This window comes from Paenibacillus sp. J5C2022 (assembly GCF_025567625.1).
Taxonomy (GTDB): Bacteria; Bacillota; Bacilli; order Paenibacillales; family Paenibacillaceae; genus Pristimantibacillus.
In genome coordinates this window covers 120000-139038 of record NZ_JAOQJC010000017.1, presented here as the reverse complement: position 1 = coordinate 139038, position 19039 = coordinate 120000, and the positions used below count along the sequence as shown (strand labels likewise).

Annotated in this window: 24 protein-coding genes; 18 read left to right on the top strand and 6 right to left on the bottom strand. The window is 53.6% G+C overall.

The genetic code is table 11. The features are described from left to right. Positions 1-339 precede the first annotated feature (339 nt). The 4 genes from M6D81_RS15740 (at position 340) to M6D81_RS15725 (ending at position 3896) form a co-directional block, all read left to right on the top strand. Positions 340-1458, top strand: a complete 1119-nt coding sequence (locus M6D81_RS15740; protein ID WP_262677860.1) for a metal ABC transporter solute-binding protein, Zn/Mn family — start codon at positions 340-342, stop codon at positions 1456-1458. Between the two features lie 67 nt (positions 1459-1525). After that, entirely contained in the window at positions 1526-2323 is a 798-nt protein-coding gene (locus M6D81_RS15735; protein WP_262677859.1) for a metal ABC transporter ATP-binding protein, read from the top strand. 6 nt (positions 2324-2329) lie between these two features. After that, on the top strand, positions 2330-3145 hold the full coding sequence (locus M6D81_RS15730; protein WP_262677858.1) for a metal ABC transporter permease: 816 nt from the start codon (positions 2330-2332) through the stop codon (positions 3143-3145). 37 nt (positions 3146-3182) lie between these two features. Next, on the top strand, positions 3183-3896 hold the full coding sequence (locus tag M6D81_RS15725; RefSeq protein ID WP_262677857.1) for a cytochrome c biogenesis CcdA family protein: 714 nt from the start codon (positions 3183-3185) through the stop codon (positions 3894-3896). On the opposite strand, the gene splB is transcribed toward M6D81_RS15725, so the two are convergent. Then, positions 3893-4960 carry a spore photoproduct lyase gene (splB, locus tag M6D81_RS15720; protein ID WP_262677856.1) on the bottom strand — a complete coding sequence of 356 codons (1068 nt, stop codon included), beginning with the start codon at positions 4958-4960 and terminating at the stop codon, positions 3893-3895. The two genes, M6D81_RS15725 and splB, sit on opposite strands and share 4 nt — an antisense overlap. A 162-nt stretch (positions 4961-5122) precedes the next feature. Here splB and mntR point away from each other — a divergent pair, with 162 nt between their 5' ends. Then, positions 5123-5545, top strand: coding sequence for a transcriptional regulator MntR (gene mntR, locus M6D81_RS15715; RefSeq protein ID WP_262677855.1), 423 nt, complete (start codon positions 5123-5125; stop codon positions 5543-5545). 121 nt (positions 5546-5666) lie between these two features. Here mntR and M6D81_RS15710 read toward each other — a convergent pair whose 3' ends face one another. Together M6D81_RS15710 and M6D81_RS15705 are read right to left on the bottom strand one after the other, a co-directional pair. Then, positions 5667-5981 (bottom strand): hypothetical protein, encoded by a 315-nt coding sequence (locus tag M6D81_RS15710; RefSeq protein ID WP_262677854.1) that lies wholly within the window; start codon positions 5979-5981, stop codon positions 5667-5669. 58 nt (positions 5982-6039) lie between these two features. Then, positions 6040-6939, bottom strand: coding sequence for a DUF1385 domain-containing protein (locus M6D81_RS15705; protein WP_410795745.1), 900 nt, complete (start codon positions 6937-6939; stop codon positions 6040-6042). A 230-nt stretch (positions 6940-7169) separates the two neighbouring features. Here M6D81_RS15705 and M6D81_RS15700 point away from each other — a divergent pair, with 230 nt between their 5' ends. The 5 genes from M6D81_RS15700 (at position 7170) to M6D81_RS15680 (ending at position 11380) form a co-directional block, all read left to right on the top strand. Beyond that, on the top strand, positions 7170-7700 hold the full coding sequence (locus tag M6D81_RS15700) for a YqhR family membrane protein (protein WP_262677852.1): 531 nt from the start codon (positions 7170-7172) through the stop codon (positions 7698-7700). Positions 7701-7797: 97 nt separating this feature from the next. Then, complete coding sequence (gene aroQ / locus M6D81_RS15695) at positions 7798-8238, top strand: type II 3-dehydroquinate dehydratase (RefSeq protein ID WP_262677851.1); 441 nt, start codon at positions 7798-7800, stop codon at positions 8236-8238. 25 nt (positions 8239-8263) lie between these two features. Further along, positions 8264-9337: a M24 family metallopeptidase gene (locus M6D81_RS15690; RefSeq protein ID WP_262677850.1), complete on the top strand. Its 1074-nt coding sequence runs from the start codon at positions 8264-8266 to the stop codon at positions 9335-9337. A 27-nt stretch (positions 9338-9364) separates the two neighbouring features. Continuing rightward, on the top strand, positions 9365-9922 hold the full coding sequence (efp, locus tag M6D81_RS15685) for an elongation factor P (RefSeq protein WP_262677849.1): 558 nt from the start codon (positions 9365-9367) through the stop codon (positions 9920-9922). A gap of 204 nt (positions 9923-10126) precedes the next feature. Further along, on the top strand, positions 10127-11380 hold the full coding sequence (locus tag M6D81_RS15680; RefSeq protein ID WP_262677848.1) for an aspartate kinase: 1254 nt from the start codon (positions 10127-10129) through the stop codon (positions 11378-11380). Positions 11381-11543: 163 nt separating this feature from the next. Here M6D81_RS15680 and M6D81_RS15675 read toward each other — a convergent pair whose 3' ends face one another. From M6D81_RS15675 to comA, 3 genes are all read right to left on the bottom strand, one after another. Continuing rightward, the gene (locus tag M6D81_RS15675; RefSeq protein WP_262677847.1) at positions 11544-12002 is read right to left on the bottom strand and encodes a DUF441 domain-containing protein; all 459 of its coding nucleotides are present in this window, start codon (positions 12000-12002) and stop codon (positions 11544-11546) included. A gap of 72 nt (positions 12003-12074) precedes the next feature. Beyond that, positions 12075-12788, bottom strand: coding sequence for a 2-phosphosulfolactate phosphatase (locus tag M6D81_RS15670; protein ID WP_262677846.1), 714 nt, complete (start codon positions 12786-12788; stop codon positions 12075-12077). 19 nt (positions 12789-12807) lie between these two features. Beyond that, entirely contained in the window at positions 12808-13653 is an 846-nt protein-coding gene (gene comA / locus M6D81_RS15665; RefSeq protein ID WP_262677845.1) for a phosphosulfolactate synthase, read from the bottom strand. Positions 13654-13846: 193 nt separating this feature from the next. Here comA and M6D81_RS15660 point away from each other — a divergent pair, with 193 nt between their 5' ends. The 8 genes from M6D81_RS15660 (at position 13847) to spoIIIAG (ending at position 19032) form a co-directional block, all read left to right on the top strand. Next, positions 13847-14113 (top strand): YqhV family protein, encoded by a 267-nt coding sequence (locus M6D81_RS15660; RefSeq protein WP_262677870.1) that lies wholly within the window; start codon positions 13847-13849, stop codon positions 14111-14113. 86 nt (positions 14114-14199) lie between these two features. Further along, positions 14200-15246: a stage III sporulation protein AA gene (spoIIIAA, locus tag M6D81_RS15655; RefSeq protein ID WP_262677844.1), complete on the top strand. Its 1047-nt coding sequence runs from the start codon at positions 14200-14202 to the stop codon at positions 15244-15246. Then, positions 15243-15761, top strand: a complete 519-nt coding sequence (spoIIIAB, locus tag M6D81_RS15650) for a stage III sporulation protein SpoIIIAB (protein ID WP_262677843.1) — start codon at positions 15243-15245, stop codon at positions 15759-15761. The genes spoIIIAA and spoIIIAB overlap by 4 nt, the downstream gene beginning before the upstream one ends. Before the next feature lie 15 nt (positions 15762-15776). Continuing rightward, complete coding sequence (gene spoIIIAC / locus M6D81_RS15645; protein ID WP_262677842.1) at positions 15777-15980, top strand: stage III sporulation protein AC; 204 nt, start codon at positions 15777-15779, stop codon at positions 15978-15980. A gap of 10 nt (positions 15981-15990) precedes the next feature. Then, entirely contained in the window at positions 15991-16386 is a 396-nt protein-coding gene (gene spoIIIAD / locus M6D81_RS15640) for a stage III sporulation protein AD (RefSeq protein WP_262677841.1), read from the top strand. Positions 16387-16394: 8 nt separating this feature from the next. After that, positions 16395-17648 (top strand): stage III sporulation protein AE, encoded by a 1254-nt coding sequence (gene spoIIIAE, locus M6D81_RS15635; RefSeq protein ID WP_262677840.1) that lies wholly within the window; start codon positions 16395-16397, stop codon positions 17646-17648. Positions 17649-17666: 18 nt separating this feature from the next. After that, positions 17667-18404: a stage III sporulation protein AF gene (gene spoIIIAF, locus M6D81_RS15630; RefSeq protein ID WP_262677839.1), complete on the top strand. Its 738-nt coding sequence runs from the start codon at positions 17667-17669 to the stop codon at positions 18402-18404. Position 18405: 1 nt separating this feature from the next. Further along, complete coding sequence (spoIIIAG, locus tag M6D81_RS15625; protein ID WP_262677838.1) at positions 18406-19032, top strand: stage III sporulation protein AG; 627 nt, start codon at positions 18406-18408, stop codon at positions 19030-19032. The last annotated feature ends 7 nt before the right edge of the window (positions 19033-19039 follow it).

The window sequence follows — 19039 nt, the reverse complement described above, 5'->3', positions numbered from 1 at the left end:
GTAGTAGTTGGTGTTTGAGAGTAGCAGGTCGGGCCAGAGTAGTAGTTGGTGTTTGAGAGTAACAGGTCGGGCCAGAGTAGTAGTTGGGATTTGAGAGTAGCAGGTCGGGCTCCAAAGTAGTAGTTGGGGTTAGAGAATAGCAGGTCGGGCTCCAGAGTAGTAGTTGGGGTTAGAGAGTAGCAGGTGGAGCAGTGGCGGCCTAAGTTGAACGAGAGTCAATTTTCTAAGCAAAGGCGGTTGACAGAACAGAAAGAGAGACATATAATCTTAAACGTAATAGTAACGATTACTACTAAGTTGTGAGTGCAAAAAAGTAATTAATGGAGAGAAGGGGAAGTTATGATGAATAGCAGATTGACATACAAAGCGGGGTCGTCTAGGCGCATTGCCGCTGCCGTTATGCTCGCGTTATTGCTCATGCTGACAGCGGCTTGCGGCAACGGGAGCGATAATGGAGCTGCTTCCGACAACGGACAGGTTCAATCGGGGAACGGTGGCAATGCCGTCCAAGGAACTGGTGAATTGCAGAATGGCGATGCTGCGGACGAGGCTGAGGAACAGAAGCTTCAGGTTATTACCAGCTTCTATCCTCTCCAATACATGGTCGAGGAGATCGGCGGCGAGCGGGTCGAAGCGAGAAGCCTCGTCGCCGCCGGAGTGGAGCCGCATGACTGGACGCCGAAGAGCCGGGACCTGCAGGCGACTTCCAACGCGGCATTGTTCCTGTATCACGGCGCCGGACTGGAAGGCTGGGTGGACGACTTCCTGGGAGGAATGTCGAAAGACAGCAGCGTGGTGGCGAAGGAGATGAGCGAAGGCATCTCCCTCATTACCGGCGAAGGTGTTCATGTGCACGAAGAACATGAAGAGGACGAACATGATGAGCATGAGCACACCGAGAACAAGGGGGAGGACGAAGGCCATTCACATTCCAGCGATATCGATCCTCACACTTGGGTAAGCCCGAAGTCGGCGCTAGTACTGGCGAATAATGTGAAGGACAGCCTGATCGAAGCCGATGGAGCCCATGCCGAATATTACGAGAGCAATTATGAAGTGCTGAGAGCCAAGCTGAAGGAGCTGGATAAGCAGTATTCGGAGAAGCTTGGCGCGATGGAGCAACGGAATATCGTCGTATCCCACCAGGCATTCGGCTATTTGGCAAGAGACTACGACCTGACTCAGGAGTCCATTATGGGCCTGAATCCGGGAGCGGAGCCACGCGCGCAGGACATACTGGCTATAGCGAAATTCGTCAAGGAGCACGGCGTGAAATATATTTTCTTCGAGGAACTGGTATCGGACGACTTGGCGAACATGCTGGCCCGGGAAGCGAAAGTGGATACGATGGTGCTTAATCCACTGGAAGGACTTACGAAGGAACAAGAGAAAAATGGTGAAACTTACTTGACTTTATTGGAACGCAACTTGCAAAATTTAATCTTAGCCTTACAATAGAGAAAAGAAATAATGAATGATATGCGGAGCTATTGCAGGCTCCGCTTTGCTGTGAGGAGGATGCATAATGAATCCGACGGGAGCCGTTGCAGCGGCAAGCTGCCATGAAGAAGTCGTCTCGGTTGACGGCGTCTCATTCTCCTATCAACAGAAGAACGTGCTAAGCGAGGTCAGCTTCGGTGTGAAGGAACGTGATTTCGTCGGCCTGATCGGCAGCAACGGCGCCGGAAAGTCGACGCTTCTGAAGCTGATTGTCGGACTTCTTAAACCGACGAAGGGGGAGATCAAGCTGTTCGGCAAGCCGTTGTCCCGCTTCAAGGATTGGGGCCGAATCGGCTATGTGCCGCAGAAAAATGCGCTTAACCCGCTCTTTCCCGCAACGGTGCGCGAGGTAGTGATGTCCGGGCTATACGGGAGGGGGAGGTTGTTCAAGCGGATAGGGAAGCAAGAGCTGGCTAAAGGCCAGGACGCCATGCGCGCGATGGCAATCGAAGATCTGGCGGACAAGCGGATTGGACAGTTGTCGGGCGGACAGCAGCAGCGCGTCTTTCTGGCACGTGCGCTCATTAACAATCCGTCACTGCTCATTTTGGACGAGCCGACAGTGGGCATCGATACGGAGACGCAGGAGAGCTTCTTTCATATGTTGCGACATATGCATCAGCATCATAATATGACTTTCCTGATGGTATCGCACGACATGGAGATGATTCGCGGTTACTTGGGACAAGAACCCGCTTCCAGGGCCGGCAAGCTGAATTTTTATGTGAGGCACTCTCATGAGACGCAAGATTGCGTGGAGGATAATTTGGCGCACAGCTTAAGCGGCTTGAGACAGCGGATGGAAAGCGGGAAGAGAGGTTGAACGGGTTTGGAAATTGTAACGAGTGAGTTTTTTCAGAGAGCGCTGATCGGAGGGCTGCTCATCGGCATTACTGCGCCGCTAATGGGATTGATACTGGTGTTGCGCAGATTGTCGATGATCGGGGATACGCTGTCCCATGCGACGATTGCTGGCGTCGCGCTTGGATTTCTCATCGATGAGAGCTATGCACTTGGCATGGGGCTGGTATTTGCCTTGATTGCCGCGCTTGCGATCGAGAAGCTTCGCAAGGCATACCAATCGTATGCCGAGCTGTCGCTGGCGATTATAATGGCTGGAGGCATAGGCCTGGCGTCGCTTCTATTCACGATGGGACAGGGCTTCACGATGGATGTGGACAGCTTCCTGTTCGGCAGCATCTATACGCTAACGAACGAGGATCTGATCATTATAGGCATTGTAACCGGAGTTGTGCTAACGGTACTGGGCACGCAGATGAAGGAGATGTTCCTGATGGCGTTTGACGAGGATGCTGCTGCCGTAAGCGGCTTGCCCACCCGTATTTATAATGTTATGCTAAGCGTGCTTACGGCTTTAGTTATTACCATCGCTATCAAAATTGTGGGAGGCCTGCTCGTATCCGCTCTGCTTACCATTCCCGCTGCCTGCAGTCTGGCGGTTGCCCGGAGCTTCCGTTCCAGCGTCGTGATCGTCGTAGTGATCGGCGAGCTGGCCGTCGCTATGGGCCTGATGATTGCCGGCGTATGGAATTTAGCCCCGGGCGGTACGATTGTCATGCTTCTAATCGGCATTTTGCTGCTGCTGTTGCTGCTTCGCAAGACGGCAAGCCGGTTCAGCGCATAATAGAAAGACGATTATCCAATGGAAAGAGGTATTCTCAGTGACCGATATCAATATGTGGCTGGCGCTTGGCGCCGGCTTCGCATCGTTCCTGTCGCCCTGTTGTCTGCCTTTATATCCTTCTTATTTATCCTACATAACCGGCATTTCCGTCTCGGAGCTGAAGGATAACGCGATCACGAAGCGGAAGCGGCTGCTTATGATGACGCATACGCTTTTCTTCCTGCTGGGGTTCAGCCTGGTTTATTACGCACTCGGCTACGGCACCAATGTGTTCAGCGAATTTTTCAGTCAGTACAATACGGTCATTCGCCAACTGTCCGCGCTGCTCATCATATTGATGGGGCTGTTCCTGCTCGGCATATTCCAGCCGCAGCTGCTTATGAAAGAAGCTCGTATGAACCTGATCCCGAAGAAGGTCGGCTATGTCAGTTCCTTCATATTCGGCATCGGCTTCTCCGCTGGCTGGACGCCTTGCATGGGCCCGGCGCTTACTGCAATACTGGGACTTGCAGCATCCGAGCCGGGCACCTGGTTCCGACTTACGACGGCTTATGCGCTTGGCTTTGCGATTCCCTTCTTCATATTGGCGTTCTTCCTTGGTACGGCGCGCTGGATACTGAAGTATTCCGCCGCAGTCATGAAGGTGGGAGGCGCGGTCATGATTCTGATGGGCATCCTGTTGTTCACGGACCAGATGACCAAGATTACGATCTGGCTGAACGATCTTACGCCAGAATGGATGAAATATTAGGTGAAATATTCGATCCGCGATTGCGGGAAATGATGAAAGATGCGCTCCGACAAAAACATGCGGAGCGCATTTGCCTGTTCGTCGGGATAGACGTATTTCCCTTGCCCCCAGCGTCCCCATTTGTACTTTCGCTTCTCGATATCCATCTCCAGCTTCGTTCGCGGGTAACGCTTCTCGATGACGCCTTTGGCCGTCTTCGTGAACCGGTGCTGAATGAGCTCGAACGTCAGATCGCTTCGCGCATCAAGCGGCAGAGCCTTGTCCAATGCTTCGATCAACTCGCCGTATCCTTCCTCCCATTCGTCATGCCAGATGATCGGTGCAATGATGAAGCCGATCGGATAGCCGGCTCCAGCCATCTTCGCGGCCGCTTCAATGCGCTGCTCGAAGCGCGAGGTAGCGGGCTCGAAGTGCTTGATGACGTATTTGCTGTTCACACTGAATCTTACGCGCGTGTGTCCGTTATGAGGAATGTCGAGCAGGGAATCCACATGGTGGAATTTTGTCACAAATCGGAGACGCCCAAGCGGCTGTTCCGCCATGAAGGCGATCAGCTCGCGCAGGCTGCCCGATATAGGCTCCAGTCCGACGGGATCAGAGGTGCATGCAGCTTCGAAGCGGGTTATTTCGGGACTTCGCTCCTTTATATAGCCGCTCGCGGCTTCCAGTATGTCATCCATATTGACATAAATCCGCACATATGGCTTTGCGCCCAGCGTTGTCTGCAAATAACAGTAGTGGCAGTGCGCCATACAGCCGGTCGCAATCGGAATCGCATACTCCGCAGATGGCTTCGACGTATCGAATTTTAGAGTTTTGCGTATGCCTACGACGAGCGTACGCTTCGCCATCCGGTACTTCTCCAGCTCGGTATCGCCCGGCAAGTTTGTTATGCGATTATGGGAAGTCGTCATCTGGTAAGGAATACCCTCCTGCTTCGCCCATTGGAATATACGTTGTCCCTTCGGGTATTCCAGAGCAGCAGGCTCGAAGTAGACCAGGTCGGGCACGAAGGATAACGAAGAACGGTCGATATGAGGTCGTGGACTAACTGTTGTGGACATGATGAATACCTCCATTCTTAAGTACAGAATTAATCGTCTATATTGTGTGCATTGCGGGTGTGCATAATGACAATAAGTTGCAGGAAACTGCATGGAAAGTGTATGATAGAGGGTGTGACGCCGAGGAAACTGGGTGAAGAAGCAAGGATAGGAGGTTCTTCAATGCCGACTCCGAGCATGGAAGATTACTTGGAACGAATCTATAAGCTCATCGAAGACAAAGGCTATGCACGGGTATCGGACATCGCCGAAGGCTTGGAGGTCCACCCTTCTTCAGTAACCAAAATGATCCAGAAGCTTGATAAAGATAATTACTTGATTTATGAGAAGTATCGTGGATTGGTTCTGACGAACAAGGGAAAGAAGATGGGGAAGCGACTGGTTGACCGTCATCATTTGTTGGAGGAATTCTTGACGACGATTGGCGTTCAAGAAGAAAACATCTACATAGATGTAGAAGGTATCGAGCATCATTTGAGCTGGGATTCCATTACATGCATTGAGACGCTGGTCGAGTACTTCAGGCGGGACAAGACCCGGCTGGACGAGCTGCAAGCGATCAGGAGCGAGATGGATAAGGACTGAGTCTGCACAGAGAGAAAACGCCTGAACCGTAACTGTAGAAGCAGCGGTTCAGGCGTTTTTTTCATTATCATACATAAAGAAGCTTGGAACGCCCGCTTCGTGGGGCTAGCTCACGATGTCGTCAATGGTATTTGGGCAAATCGTCATTGTCTTCTTTGCCGCCTTCAATGACCTTGAACGGCATCGGCTTGGAGCGTGAGCGGTCCTTGCCGCCGTTGCGTTGCTTATGTCGCTGTTGGTAGCCGCGGTCCTGCCGTCTGCCCGACTGCTTCCCGCCCATTAGTGAAGGCGGATATTTGTAAAGCAGGAATATGCCCCCAATTATAACGACGGGCAGCAATATGGCCATCAGATTGTTGCCCATTGCTGTCACGATCCCTATAACCAGCAATGCCAGAACGACAATCGCACCTACTGTTAGTCCGGATTTTCTCATATTCCATCATCCCCCTTTACGTTAATGCCCAACAATATCTCATTGATGTCATTGTCGATTAAGGCTTCGCAATTTCGTTATCCAATTCAAGCATTCGGTTGAATGAAGCGATGGATACAGCCACTTGATCGTCAGTCGGTTCCTTCGTTGTCAGCAGCTGCAGCCATAAACCGGGATAGCCCAAATAGCGCAGTACCGGCATGTCGCGGAGGGAATTCGTAAATCTCAGCACCTCATAGGATAAGCCCAGTACGACGGGCAGCAGTGCGATCCTGATCCAGATCCGGTCCCATATCGTCTGCCAGTCGAAGAAGGGCAGGGAGTAGACGAATACGCCTACAATTACGGTGAACACGATAAAGCTTGAGCCGCATCGGTAATGAAGACGACTATATTTCTGTACGTTGCCGACGGTCAATTCCTCGCCGGCTTCATATGCGCTGATCACTTTATGCTCCGCTCCATGATATTGGAACAGCCGCCTGATAATAGGCGTTAAGGAAATGAAATAGAGGTAAGCGAGCAGCATCATGAATTTTATAAGACCTTCTAATAAGTTATGGCCGATCTGGCTCTGGAACATCTTGCCGAACAGCAGCTCTTCGACGGCGGCCGGAGCAGCCGTGAACAGCAATTTCCCCGCTATGAAGGATAAGACTCCGGCAACGGCGACGCTGACGATCATGCTCAAGCTGAAGCCGCTTTCCTTCTTCTTCGCCTTCTCGCGTTCCTCCTCCGACATATCATCCATCTCGTCCTCCGCATAAGCTTCCATGGAGAAGTTCAGATGCTGCGATCCTTTGGCACTGGACTCTACGATACCGACAACGCCGCGGACGAACGGTATTTTCTTGAGTGCCTGCACCCATGGCTTCGAGGTACGGGGCACTTCATAATAAACGATGTCTTCGTTTTTTCGCCGGACTGCCGTTACGTTGACATGTTTGCCCGCAAACATGACGCCTTCAATAACCGCTTGTCCGCCGTAAATGTTTCTTCCGTTTTGCGACAAGTGCGTTTCACCTTCCTTGAATTGATAGCGTCGTATGCTATTCCGTAGTAAGCTCCTGATTATACTTTTCTATTGTACTTGATCTGTTCCCATATTGCCAATGAGCTCTCACGACTACCGCATAAGATATTTTCACATACTAATCAGAAAAGCTGATGAGGAAGGTGTGACATGCAATGCACAATGAACAGGGGAACGGCGGCAATCGGCAAGGCGGGTACGGACAAGTCGATCGAAGGGAGAAGCATGTAACGAACCGGTGGCTGTATGCGCTGCAAATCGGCTTCTTCGGAGGGCTCATTTGGGGTGGGTTGAGGTGGCTGTTTTACGAGATGAAATTCACGAAAGTACTGCCGGGGTTTCTGGGTGAACCCTTCCTGCTGACGAGTTTTCTTCGCTCGCCATGGGGGCTTGCGACGGGGATTGGGCTGTACATCCTGTTCTCCATCGCGGCGGCCTTCCTTTATATAGCTCTGTTCAGCAAGCTCCGCGGTCCTTGGCCGGGAATGCTGTATGGCCTGTTCTGGTGGGGCGTCCTCTTCTTGGCGTTTGGTCCGATGCTCGGCATGATGGGGCCGATAACGGCGATCGGCTGGGACAGCTTCTATTCCGAGCTTTGTGTGTCGCTGTTATGGGGCTTGTTCATCGGCTATTCCATCGCATTCGAATTTACCGACGAAGCGTCGAGGGAACCAGTGCGTGCCTGATGACGATATTCAGCTTCTCAAGCGACGGGCATTTGTGGTAAAATGTCTAATGATCTGCGACGGCACTGGGTCGCAAGCTGATTGGGGGGCGGATATCGTGCTGAAAATCGAAGTGTTGAACGGACCCAATCTGAATATGCTCGGCATTCGCGAGCCCGGCGTATACGGCAAGGAGACGTTAGCCGCTATCGAGGAACAGATGAGGGAAGCGGCGAAGGAATACGGTGTGGAGGTATCGTTCTTCCAGACGAACCATGAAGGCATGATGATCGATCGGATACATAGCGCTTATGGCCATGCGGACGGCATCATCATCAATCCCGGAGCTTGGACACATTACAGCTATGCGCTGCGGGATGCACTTGGCGCGGTGGATTTGCCAACCGTTGAGGTTCATCTGTCGAATATTCACAAGCGGGAAGCTTTCCGTCATATGTCGGTAGTAGCCCCGATTGCGATCGGCCAAATCGCCGGCTTTGGCGCGCACGGTTATGTGTTGGGACTGGAAGCGCTCGTCCGGCACTTGAAGCGCGGCTAATGCGCGGTTAATAAAGGAGTACGTTATGACGATTGAAAGAGTACAAAAACTTCGGAAAGCGATGAATGACGCGGGAATCGAAGCTTTGCTCGTAAGCAGTCCGTACAACCGCAGATATATTAGCGGGTTTACCGGCTCCGCCGGCCTTGTGCTGCTTACGCATGACAAGAGCTGGTTCCTGACGGACTTCCGCTACAGGGTGCAAGCTGCCCAGCAGGTTCATGGCTTCGATATTGTGGAGTACGGTGCGGAACCGATGGAGTCCGTGCGCGAGCTGCTGGCGGAGCGTGGAGTCGGCAAGCTGGCATTCGAGCAAGAGCATGTCACTTATGGGCAATACTTGTCCTGGGTCCGTGCGCTTGCCGATATTGCGCTCCAGCCGGTCTCTTCTCTTGTAGAAGAACTCAGAATGTTCAAGGATGAGTCGGAATTAAAGATTATGGCGGAAGCAGCTGAGCTTGCAGACCGCACGTTCGCACACATTACGGGATTAATTCGTTCCGGAATGAAGGAGCTGGATATCGCGCTGGAGATGGAAGTCTTCATGCGCAGCCACGGCGCCACCAGTTCATCCTTCGATACGATTGTCGCCTCCGGCGAGCGTTCCGCATTGCCGCACGGCGTAGCCAGCAGCCGGATTGTCGACACGAACGAGTTCGTCAAGCTGGACTTCGGAGCGCTGTATAACGGCTATTGCTCCGATATTACAAGAACGGTTGTCGTCGGCAAGCCTACTGACAAGCATCGTGAAATCTACGGTATCGTACTGGAAGCCCAACTGCATGCGCTGGAGCATATTAAACCTGGCATGACGGGTCGCGAAGCGGACGCTCTAGCGAGAGACGTCATTGCCAAGTACGGCTATGGGGACAGCTTCGGACACGGTACGGGCCATGGGCTTGGAATGGAAGTGCATGAGTCGCCGCGGTTGTCGAAGATGAGCGATACGGTGCTTCAGCCAGGCATGGTGGTTACTGTGGAGCCCGGCATCTACATTCCCGGATTCGGCGGCGTCCGCATCGAAGACGATATCGTCCTGACAGATTCCGGAATATCGGTATTAACCTCATCTCCGAAAGATCTTATCGTTCTGGGATAGGCACTATTATAGAGGAGGGAATCAGTAATGATTTCTGTTAATGATTTTAAGACTGGCTTAACCGTGCAAGTTGACAACGATATTTTCACCGTGCTGGAGTTCCAGCATGTCAAGCCGGGCAAGGGCGCTGCATTCGTGCGCTCCAAATTGAAGAATCTTCGCAACGGGAATACTGTGGAGAAAACATTCCGTGCAGGCGAAACGATCGGCAGAGCGATTATCGAAAACCGCGAGGTACAGTATCTGTACAACTCCGGGGCTGAATATACATTCATGGACAATGAAACGTATGACCAGTTCGCTCTCGACAAAAGCCAACTGGAATGGGAAATCAATTTCCTGAAGGAAAACATGAATGTCAATATTTCCAGCTACGAAGGCGAGATTATCGGGATTCAGCTGCCGAACAGCGTCGAGCTGCAAGTAACCGAGACGGAGCCGGGCGTGAAGGGCAATACGGCACAAGGCGCAACGAAGAGCGCAAAGGTGGAAACCGGCCTGAACGTGCAAGTGCCATTGTTTATTAATGAAGGCGATGTACTGTTGATTGATACTCGTGACGGCAAATATATTTCAAGAGCATAGTTTGCCTCGTGTAAGGACCGTCCATATGGACGGTCCTTACCTATTCGCGTATAGGCAATGTGACCTCGACTGTATTTTGTTGTTCATGTGAATTTCCCGCCGTTGGGCGGTTTTTTTGTGGCAAATTTTATGTGTTCAATAGATGAACGACTATGCTATAATATTAAATTGTATGCAAATGCCAAGGCGGGGAGTGATAAGGCTTTGTCTTTGATCGTAATGAAGTTTGGCGGCAGTTCGGTAGGAACGCCGGAAAGAATGAAGAGAGTAGCGCAACGTATTATTGACAGACAGCAAGAGGGCAATGATATTGTGGTCGTCGTGTCGGCAATGGGGGATACGACAGATGATTTGATTGATCAATCGAAACAACTGAACTCGAATCCGCCGCAGCGGGAGATGGATATGCTTCTGACGGTTGGCGAACAAATATCGATTGCATTGCTGTCCATGACCATCCAGGAGATGGGTGCGAAAGCGATGTCTTTCACAGGTTGGCAGGCAGGCATGAAAACCAACGATGTACATGGCAAGGCCAAAATTACGGATATTCAGCCGGAACGTGTGTTGAATGCCGTAAAACAGGGCAACATCGCCGTAGTAGCCGGTTTTCAGGGCACAAGCGAGGACGGCGAAATTACGACACTTGGCCGCGGCGGCTCCGATACGACGGCAGTTGCAATGGCAGCGGCTATGAAAGCGGACATCTGCGAGATTTATACAGACGTAGATGGCGTCTATTCTACCGATCCGCGAGTAGTGAAGAACGCCCGCAAGTTGAATGAAATATCTTATGATGAGATGCTGGAGCTCGCTAACTTGGGTGCAGCCGTATTGCATCCCAGAGCAGTGGAATATGCGAAGCATTATAATGTAAAGCTTGTCGTGCGGTCCAGCTTTACGGGCAATGAAGGAACTTGTGTGAAGGAGGATGCGGTTATGGAACAGGGAATCGTCGTACGGGGGATTGCCTTCGACAAGAACGTGACGCGAATCAGCATTTTGGGCGTGCAAGATATCCCGGGTGTGCTGGCAGGCGTGTTCGAGGCTTTGGCGGAAAACGGCATTGATGTGGATATTATTGTGCAGAGCTTCGTCCAAGACGGCAAAGCGGACTTCTCCTTCACGATCTCCAGCGAGGATAAGCAGAAGGCGCTGCATGTCATCGAAGGCATTCGCTCGAAAGTGCCTTATGATCAGACGACATCCGAAGAAGGTCTTGTGAAAGTATCCATTGTCGGTGCCGGAATGGTGAGCAATCCGGGCGTCGCGGCGAAGATGTTCTCCACAATATCCTCCGTCGGAGTAAGCATCAAGATGGTCAGCACTTCGGAGATCAAATGCTCCTGCGTAATCGATTCCGCTTCCTTGCAGGAAGTGATTCAGGCGCTGCATACGGCATACGGTCTGGATACGGAAGAGAAAGCGTTCGTAGGCGGCCCGTCCGAGCGTCGCTAGCCATCGTTAACAAAAAAAAGCAAGAGCCTGCTATTGGCCTGCGGCATGTTCGCAGGACTCCAGCAGGCTCTTTTTAATCATACCTTAGCGATTATACCCGCCTTTGAACGCGGTCTCTCATCATCGGAAGGCCCATATAGAGGTGTTCTCATGTTCGAATCCATCATGGACCGCCCAACAGCTTGAACAGTTTGTATAGGATAGCAGTTATTCCCGCTGCCATAAGCGGCCCGACGGGAATCCCGCGCAATACGAGGATGCCGACGATCGATCCCAGCACCAGTCCCGCGATCATGCCGGGTTCCATCTGAAGCAGATGAAGTCCTTTGCTGTTAATATAGGTGGCTGCCGCTCCTCCGATTAAGGCCAGAATGCCTTGCCAGGAAGTGATGACCGCTACAAAGTCTTTCATTCCGACCTTGCCGGATGCGAACGGAACCAACACGCTCAACGTTAGAAACAGTAAACCCAGCTCTAATCCGCGTCGTTCGATGCCGGGCAGAAACCGCTCCAGATGAACCAGCTTGATCGCCAGCAGTATGCAGGCAGCCGTCGCGATTATGGATGAACGGCCGATGACGCCGACGATAATGAGCAGGACAAGCACGATTTCTCCCAGCATGAGCAGTACTCCCTATCCACATGAATTGCAGCCTGTGAGAACCGGCTACATCACATTATATGGACGGGCTGGTCAGGATATGTCGATAAGTTGGCCGCTGCGCCAAATCGGCACATTGCTGTAAAGATCACGCCGAGAGCATGCCTCGATATCGTGCGATTGCCCCAGCTTCGCTAGTCTTCTTCCAGTCGCCCCGGCGGACAGTGTATTGCATATGGCGTCTTTGCGGTCGTTGTACAAGCTGTGCATGGCAGCCCCGAAATCATCCAGCGCCAAGTCACCGGAGCAATGCTCCAGCAATCTGTTCAGCAGGAATCCGGCGCACAAGCCGTCCTCGATCGCAAATTCGTTATGGCTGCCCGCGCAGATGATGACGATATCCCTTCGCTGTCTCGCAGCATGAGCTGCGCATGCTCCTCCATTCAGGAACGATGCGGCGATGACTTCGTGCGCTCTCAGCGATTTCAATATGGCGCGCGTCCCGTTCGTGGTCGTCAGAATGACTCTTCGACCAGCCACCGTCTCCGGGGCATATTCATCCGGCGAATTGCCGAGCTGGAATCCGGAGATTCTCCGGCAGAAGCGCTCGCCTCCCAGCACGTCGCCTTCGGCATAGTATTCCCGGGCTTCCATAACCGTCTCGACCGGCTTGACGGAGGAGGCCCCTGCCGCAAGTGCTGTCGCAATTGTGCTCGTTGCTCGGAGTGCATCGATGACAATCGCTGTCTTATGGCAAAATTTCGCCGAGCAAGCTTCGTTCACGTTGGAGATGACCTGTACCTGCATGATCAAACCTCCCTTCCTGTCAAATCATGTACTCACAGCCGTTCTCGTAGGCAGCCGACCCTCTGGCAAGGCGGAACGTATCTGCCCTGAGGCCTCGGCGCATCGCCTCCAGCGCCAAAGCGTCGCCTGGCGCTACGTTGCCCAGATGTACTCCCGCTCCGAAAGCGCTGAGCAACTCCGCCTGCTGGTGCTTCAGAGGCGCTTCCCACAGAAGAGGCTCCATCTCGCCTATCGCCCCCTTGATGACCTCCAGCAGATCCTGGCGGCAATGGCCTTGTTCATCGAAGAGGCCGATATTCGTGCCGGATTCCCGCGCTTCAACGGCGACCAGCTGTGCGCCGGCACGAAGATCGCACTCGGCCGTGAATGCCAGCTCATCTGCGTCGATGGTGCTGCCGGCCAGCTTCTTCCCGTATTCGGTCACGACGAACAAGCCGCGCTGCACCGCCTGCTTGATGAGCGAGGTGCGCCGCAGCCGATCGAGGAATATTGTGCCGTCCGATACTTCGATGCCCGTAAATCCGATTGCGCACAGCTTATCCATTAGAGGCTCAGCGGCGCCTTGCACAATTGCCGTCTCCATCAGCGTGCCGCCGGGCATGACGATGATGCCTTGCTTGGCAGCCAGCTGCAGCTTCTCGAGAACGATGTCCGGCTCATACAGAACGGCCGTTCCGAACGCCAGCTTAACCATATCGATGTGGCGGCCGCTTACTTCCAACAGATCGCGGAAGGCGGACAGTCCCAGTCCTTTGTCGATGATCATTGTCTTGCCAAGCCCTTTTTTGCGGCCGTTCTCCCTTACGCCGCCAGGGTCAAGCAGCTCCTGCTGCCATGCCCCGATTCCCATCAACGCATTTTCCATCTGCCATTCTCCCCATCATTCAGACTCTGACCGGCCCGTAGAGGCAGCCAATAATGTACTATATGCACATTCGCCCAGTAGAGTGCCCTCGTGTCCGTCATGAAGAGGAGACAAGCGTGCATACATATGAATAGAGGAGAGCCGTCAGACAGAAGTCAGTTAATGAAGTCATGAAGGGGAGGGGAATAGGTTGCTGGTCAATAAAATTGTGCTCAGCATGGCGCTGATGCGATTGCTGTCGGGCAGCATTGAGATCGGCGTAGCGCTGTTCATGCTTCGCTACAACGATATCGAGAGAGCGCTTGTGATGAACTCTTCGCTAGCCTTGGTCGGTCCGATTATTTTGATGGCGACTACGACGGTAGGGCTGGTCGGCGTCTCGGAGCAGCTGTCGCCATCCAGATTCCTGTGGGTAGCGGCCGGTGTGACTTGTCTATTAATCGGCATATTGAAGAAGTAGACGGGTGAAAAAAGCGAGACATGTTTCCACCTAGACAAGCATACATATGTAACGACAAGAGACAAACATCCGGGAGTGATGAGCGCATGTTGTCGTATGTATTCCAATTGCTGCCGCTGGATATGAAAAAGCTGGTGGAAAAGCTGCCCCAGGATGCGAAGGCTACACTTGAAGAAATACGGATCAGAGAAGGTCGGCCGCTGGAGATTGTGTACGCCGACGGGTATCGCTTCCTGGGTACGGACGGAAGCCTGCTTCGACAGAGCGACGGGGCGTACAAGCCCTCCGGAGAGCAATGCCGCAAGCTGCTTGAGCGTATGACCAACTATTCCGTCTATGCGATGGAAGAGGAGCTTCGCAGAGGCTACATTACGGTCACAGGCGGCCATCGGATCGGACTTGCCGGCAGAACGATTCTGGACGGCGGATCGGTAAGAGGGATACGCGATATCGGCGGATTCAATATCCGGATTGCCAGAGAAGTCATCGGAGCGGCCGGCTTCCTGCTGCCCAAGCTGCTGGATCGCAGCCGGGGGAAGGTCAGGTCTACGCTTATTCTGGCTCCGCCGCAGCAGGGCAAGACGACGCTGATCCGCGATATGGCGAGATCGTTAAGCTATGGCATGCCACCCGCCAACGGTCATCCGGGATGGGCAGGCATGAAGGTGGGCATCGTGGACGAACGGTCGGAGATCGCTGCATGCGTCAGAGGAGTACCGACCTTCGATGTCGGGCCGCGTACGGACGTGATGGACGCCTGTCCGAAAGCGGAGGGCATGATGATGCTGCTGCGGTCCATGTCGCCGGAAATACTGGTCGTCGACGAGATCGGCCGCAGGGAAGATGCCGAGGCGATCAGAGAAGCGAGCCATGGAGGCGTAAGTGTCATAGCAACTGCGCACGCGTACGACTTCCGTGATGCGATGGGCCGGCCGGAGCTGTCAAGGCTGCTGGAAGATGGATCGTTCCATGAGGTGGTTGAGCTGAAGCGAACGTCCGGAGGCGTGATGCATCGGCTTATTCATGCCCGCAAGCCGGTGAAAGCGGGAAGTGAAGAAGGCGAGCTCCGCGAGACGGATTGGCCGCCGGCTGCGTCCGTACCGTCTGCTGCCGCAGGAGTGGGCCTGCGATGATGAGTTTCATCGGTGCTGTATTGATACTAATCGCCGGTACGCTCTTCGGCTTTCAGAAGGCCGCCGGCTTCGCCGAGCGGCCGACGCAGATCAGGCAGCTGACGCATGCGCTGCAGAGGCTTGAGACGGAGATCGGCTTCGCTGCCACGCCGCTGCCGGAGGCGCTTCTCCGAACTGCGGAAGGCTCTCCGGAATCGCTGGCGGCAATGCTCCGTCAAGTCTCATCTCAAGTGAGGAGCCCGGAAGAGAGATCGTTCTCCGAGGTATGGGAGGATGCCGTTACGAAGCACTGGCGGGAGACGTCGATGGGTACTGCGGAACGCGGAATTGTTCTCCGCCTGGGCACGACACTGGGAATTAGCGACAGGGAAGACCAGTTGAAGCATTTGAAGCATGCAGTAGTAGGGCTGCGGAGCGAGGAGGAGACGGCAAGGGACGATCAGCGTCGCTACGAGAAAATGTGGAAAAGCCTTGGCTTGCTGATCGCCGCATTAGTCGTCATTTTGATGGTGTAAGAGGGTGCTTCCGGGATGAATATTGATGTGAGCGCCATCTTCCAAATTGCCGGAATCGGCATTGTGATTGCCATGATTCATTCCGTTCTGAAGCAGATGGGCAAGGAAGATATGGCGCATTGGGTAACCGTAATCGGTTTTGTGGTCGTGCTGTTTATGGTGGTCAAATTGTTGAACGAGCTGTTCCAGGAAATTAAGACGATCTTTCTCTTCCAGTAGGTGAATGCGGATGGACATGATTCAAATCGTAGGAATCAGCTTGATCGCCACCGTGCTTATCGTCATCGTTCGCGAGCAGAAGCCTGCGTTCGCCTTTCTGCTAGCCGCGTTCACCGGCCTGTTCATCTTCCTGTTCGTCATCGGCAAGATTGAGGCCGTCATCACTGTGCTGGAAGACTTGGCGGAACGCTCGGGCATTCCATCCGTTTACTTGAAAACGGTATTGAAAATTATCGGTATCGCTTATATCGCAGAGTTCGGAGCGCAGATCGTCAGAGATGCCGGACAGGAGAGCATAGCCTCCAAAATAGAATTTGCCGGCAAGGTGTTCATTCTCGTCATGGCGATTCCCATCATTAGCGTAATCGTCGAAACGGTAATCGGATTGCTGCCGGCTGGGAGCTGATCGAAGGGATGTTAAAGAACCGCGCCAATGCTGGAGACAGGTTGAAGCTGCTAATCCTGCTGCTGGTCGCATGCTTCCTTCTCCCGGGAATGACGGGCATCGGCTTCGCGGCGGATGGCGGCGGCCCGGTCCGGGAAGGCGAGAGCGGACTCGGCAATGCAAGGGAAATAAGCTCAGGCCTCGCGGAGGAACAGCTGGGCGGTCTTGAGACATCATCTATCGAGCAATACTGGGGCAAGCTGAGAAGCGAATACGGAGGCTACTTCCCGGAAGGGAAGGTTCCCGGTCTGAAAGAGATGATCTGGCAGGGAAGCGGAAGCTTCAAGCTGTCGGATATGCTGCAAGGACTGCTTCGCTATATGTGGCATGAAGTGCTCTACAACGGGAAGCTGCTTGTAACCATCGTCTTGCTGACGATATTCAGCATGGTGCTTGAGACGCTGCAGAATGCATTCGAGCGGAATGCGGTAAGCAAGGTGGCGTATTCGATTGCCTACTTTGTCTTGATCATTATCGCGGTGAACAGCTTCCATGTCGCCATCGGCTATGCCAAGGATGCGATTCAGAGCATGATTGCGTTCATGATGGCGATGGTACCGCTGCTGCTGACGCTGCTGGCCTCGATGGGAAGTCTCGTCACGGTATCCGTGCTCCACCCGCTCATTATCTTCATGATTCACATTGTGGGCACATTGATCTACACCGTCGTCTTCCCGCTGCTCTTCTTCTCGGCGGTGCTTCACATTGCAAGCGCCCTGACGGAGAAGTTCAAAGTGACGCAGCTTGCCAATTTGCTTCGATCGGTCGCAGTGGGGCTGCTGGGCGTACTGCTTACGGCGTTCCTCGGCGTCATGTCCGTCCAAGGCGCAACGGGAGCGGTAACGGATGGAGTGGCGCTGCGCACAGCCAAATTCGTCACCGGCAATTTCGTCCCTGTCGTCGGAAGAATGTTCTCAGACGCGGCAGATACCGTCATCTCCGCATCGATGGTGGCCAAAAACGCGATCGGGCTCGCTGGTGTCATTATCTTGCTGTTTCTTTCCGCATTTCCTGCCATCAAGATATTGACATTAGCACTGATCTACAATATATCGGCGGCTGTCATGCAGCCGCTGGGCGATTCGCCGATCGTCGATTGCCTGTCGACGATCGGCAAGACGATGATCTATGTATTCGCCGCTCTTGCTGCTGTCAGTCTTATGTTCTTCTTGGCTGTAACGATTATTTTGACCGCGGGCAATGCGGCGCTTATGGTTCGCTGATTGGGAGGTGAGGAGAATGTGCTAGCTTGGCTAAGCGACTGGCTAAGGGATATTATCGCAGTCATACTGCTTGCAGTACTCGTGGAACTTCTGCTTCCGGGCAAGGCGATGCTTCGCTATGCGAGATTGGTAATCGGCTTGTTCATTCTCCTTACCATTCTGTCGCCCGTTCTATCGCTGCTGAAGAATGACATGAGCACCCATCTGGAAGCCGGCATGAAGCTGTGGGACGAGAGGTCGGCAGCGAAGGAAGTGATGATGCCCTCCCTGGAGGAGATCAAGCGGGAGGCCGGTGAGATGGAGAGGCAGAGAGAGCAGCAGTCGGTCAGACTGACCGTGGTCGCGTTGCAGGAAGCGATGAGGGGCGAACTGGAGAAGCGCACCGATATTCCAATCGAGCATATTGCCGTTGATCTGGTATGGGAGAAGGAGAGGGGCGGAGGCAAGACCCCTGTCATAGCCGGCGTCACCGTTACCGTCCGCTCCGATGAAGACGCAGGCGGGAACGAGGCCAACTCGCCGGGCGAAGAGGTGAAGGCGGTTCGTCCTGTGACGGTGGATATTGACATGCAATCTGCGGGCGGCGATGAATCGCAGGCTGAGAGGGAGCGGGATGAGCATCCCCCGGCGGACCCGTCCGTATCCGCATTTATCAAGAAAGCGCTCGCGGACGGCTGGCCGGTAAGAAGGGAACGCATCGTCGTAGTGGACTCCGCAAGCAAGCAGACGGAACAGGGCGCTGGGGAGGGGGGCTAATGTGGCAAAATGGCTGGAGAAGCTGGAGTCGGCAATAGGCGGAGGTCCGTCGGGTCCAAAGCGAGTCCGAACGCTGAGAATATTGCTGATTCTGGGATTGGTCGGTGCACTGTTCATGCTGCTGAACGCATATCTGCCGTTCAAGCAGGTGGATACCTCCATTCCGGAATCCGAATCTGAGCCAGAGGTTGCAGCCTGGAATCACAGCCCGTCTCCCGGCTCTCCGTTCGAGACGATCGAGAAATCGCTGGAAGCGAGACTGAAGGAAATTCTGGAGAAAATCGTGGGGGTGGATTCCGTCAGCGTGCTCGTGACGGTGGATTCCACGGAAGAGGTCGTTGTCGAGCGCCATAGACAGGAATCCCAGTCCGTTACGGACGAGACGGACAAGAATGGGGGTACGAGACATGTGACGTCGGTTAATGAGGAAGGGCAGGTTGTGCTGTATGAAGTGTCCGGCGATCAGAAGCCAATCGTCACCAAGACGGTCAATCCCAAAATCAGAGGCATACTGATCGTGGCCAAAGGAGCGGAGAACGCGACGGTGCGAAGGCTTATCGTCCAAGCGGTAGAGAGGGGCATCAACGTAGCGCCAAACCGCATTTCAGTCGTTCCGAGCAAGCAATGAAAAAACC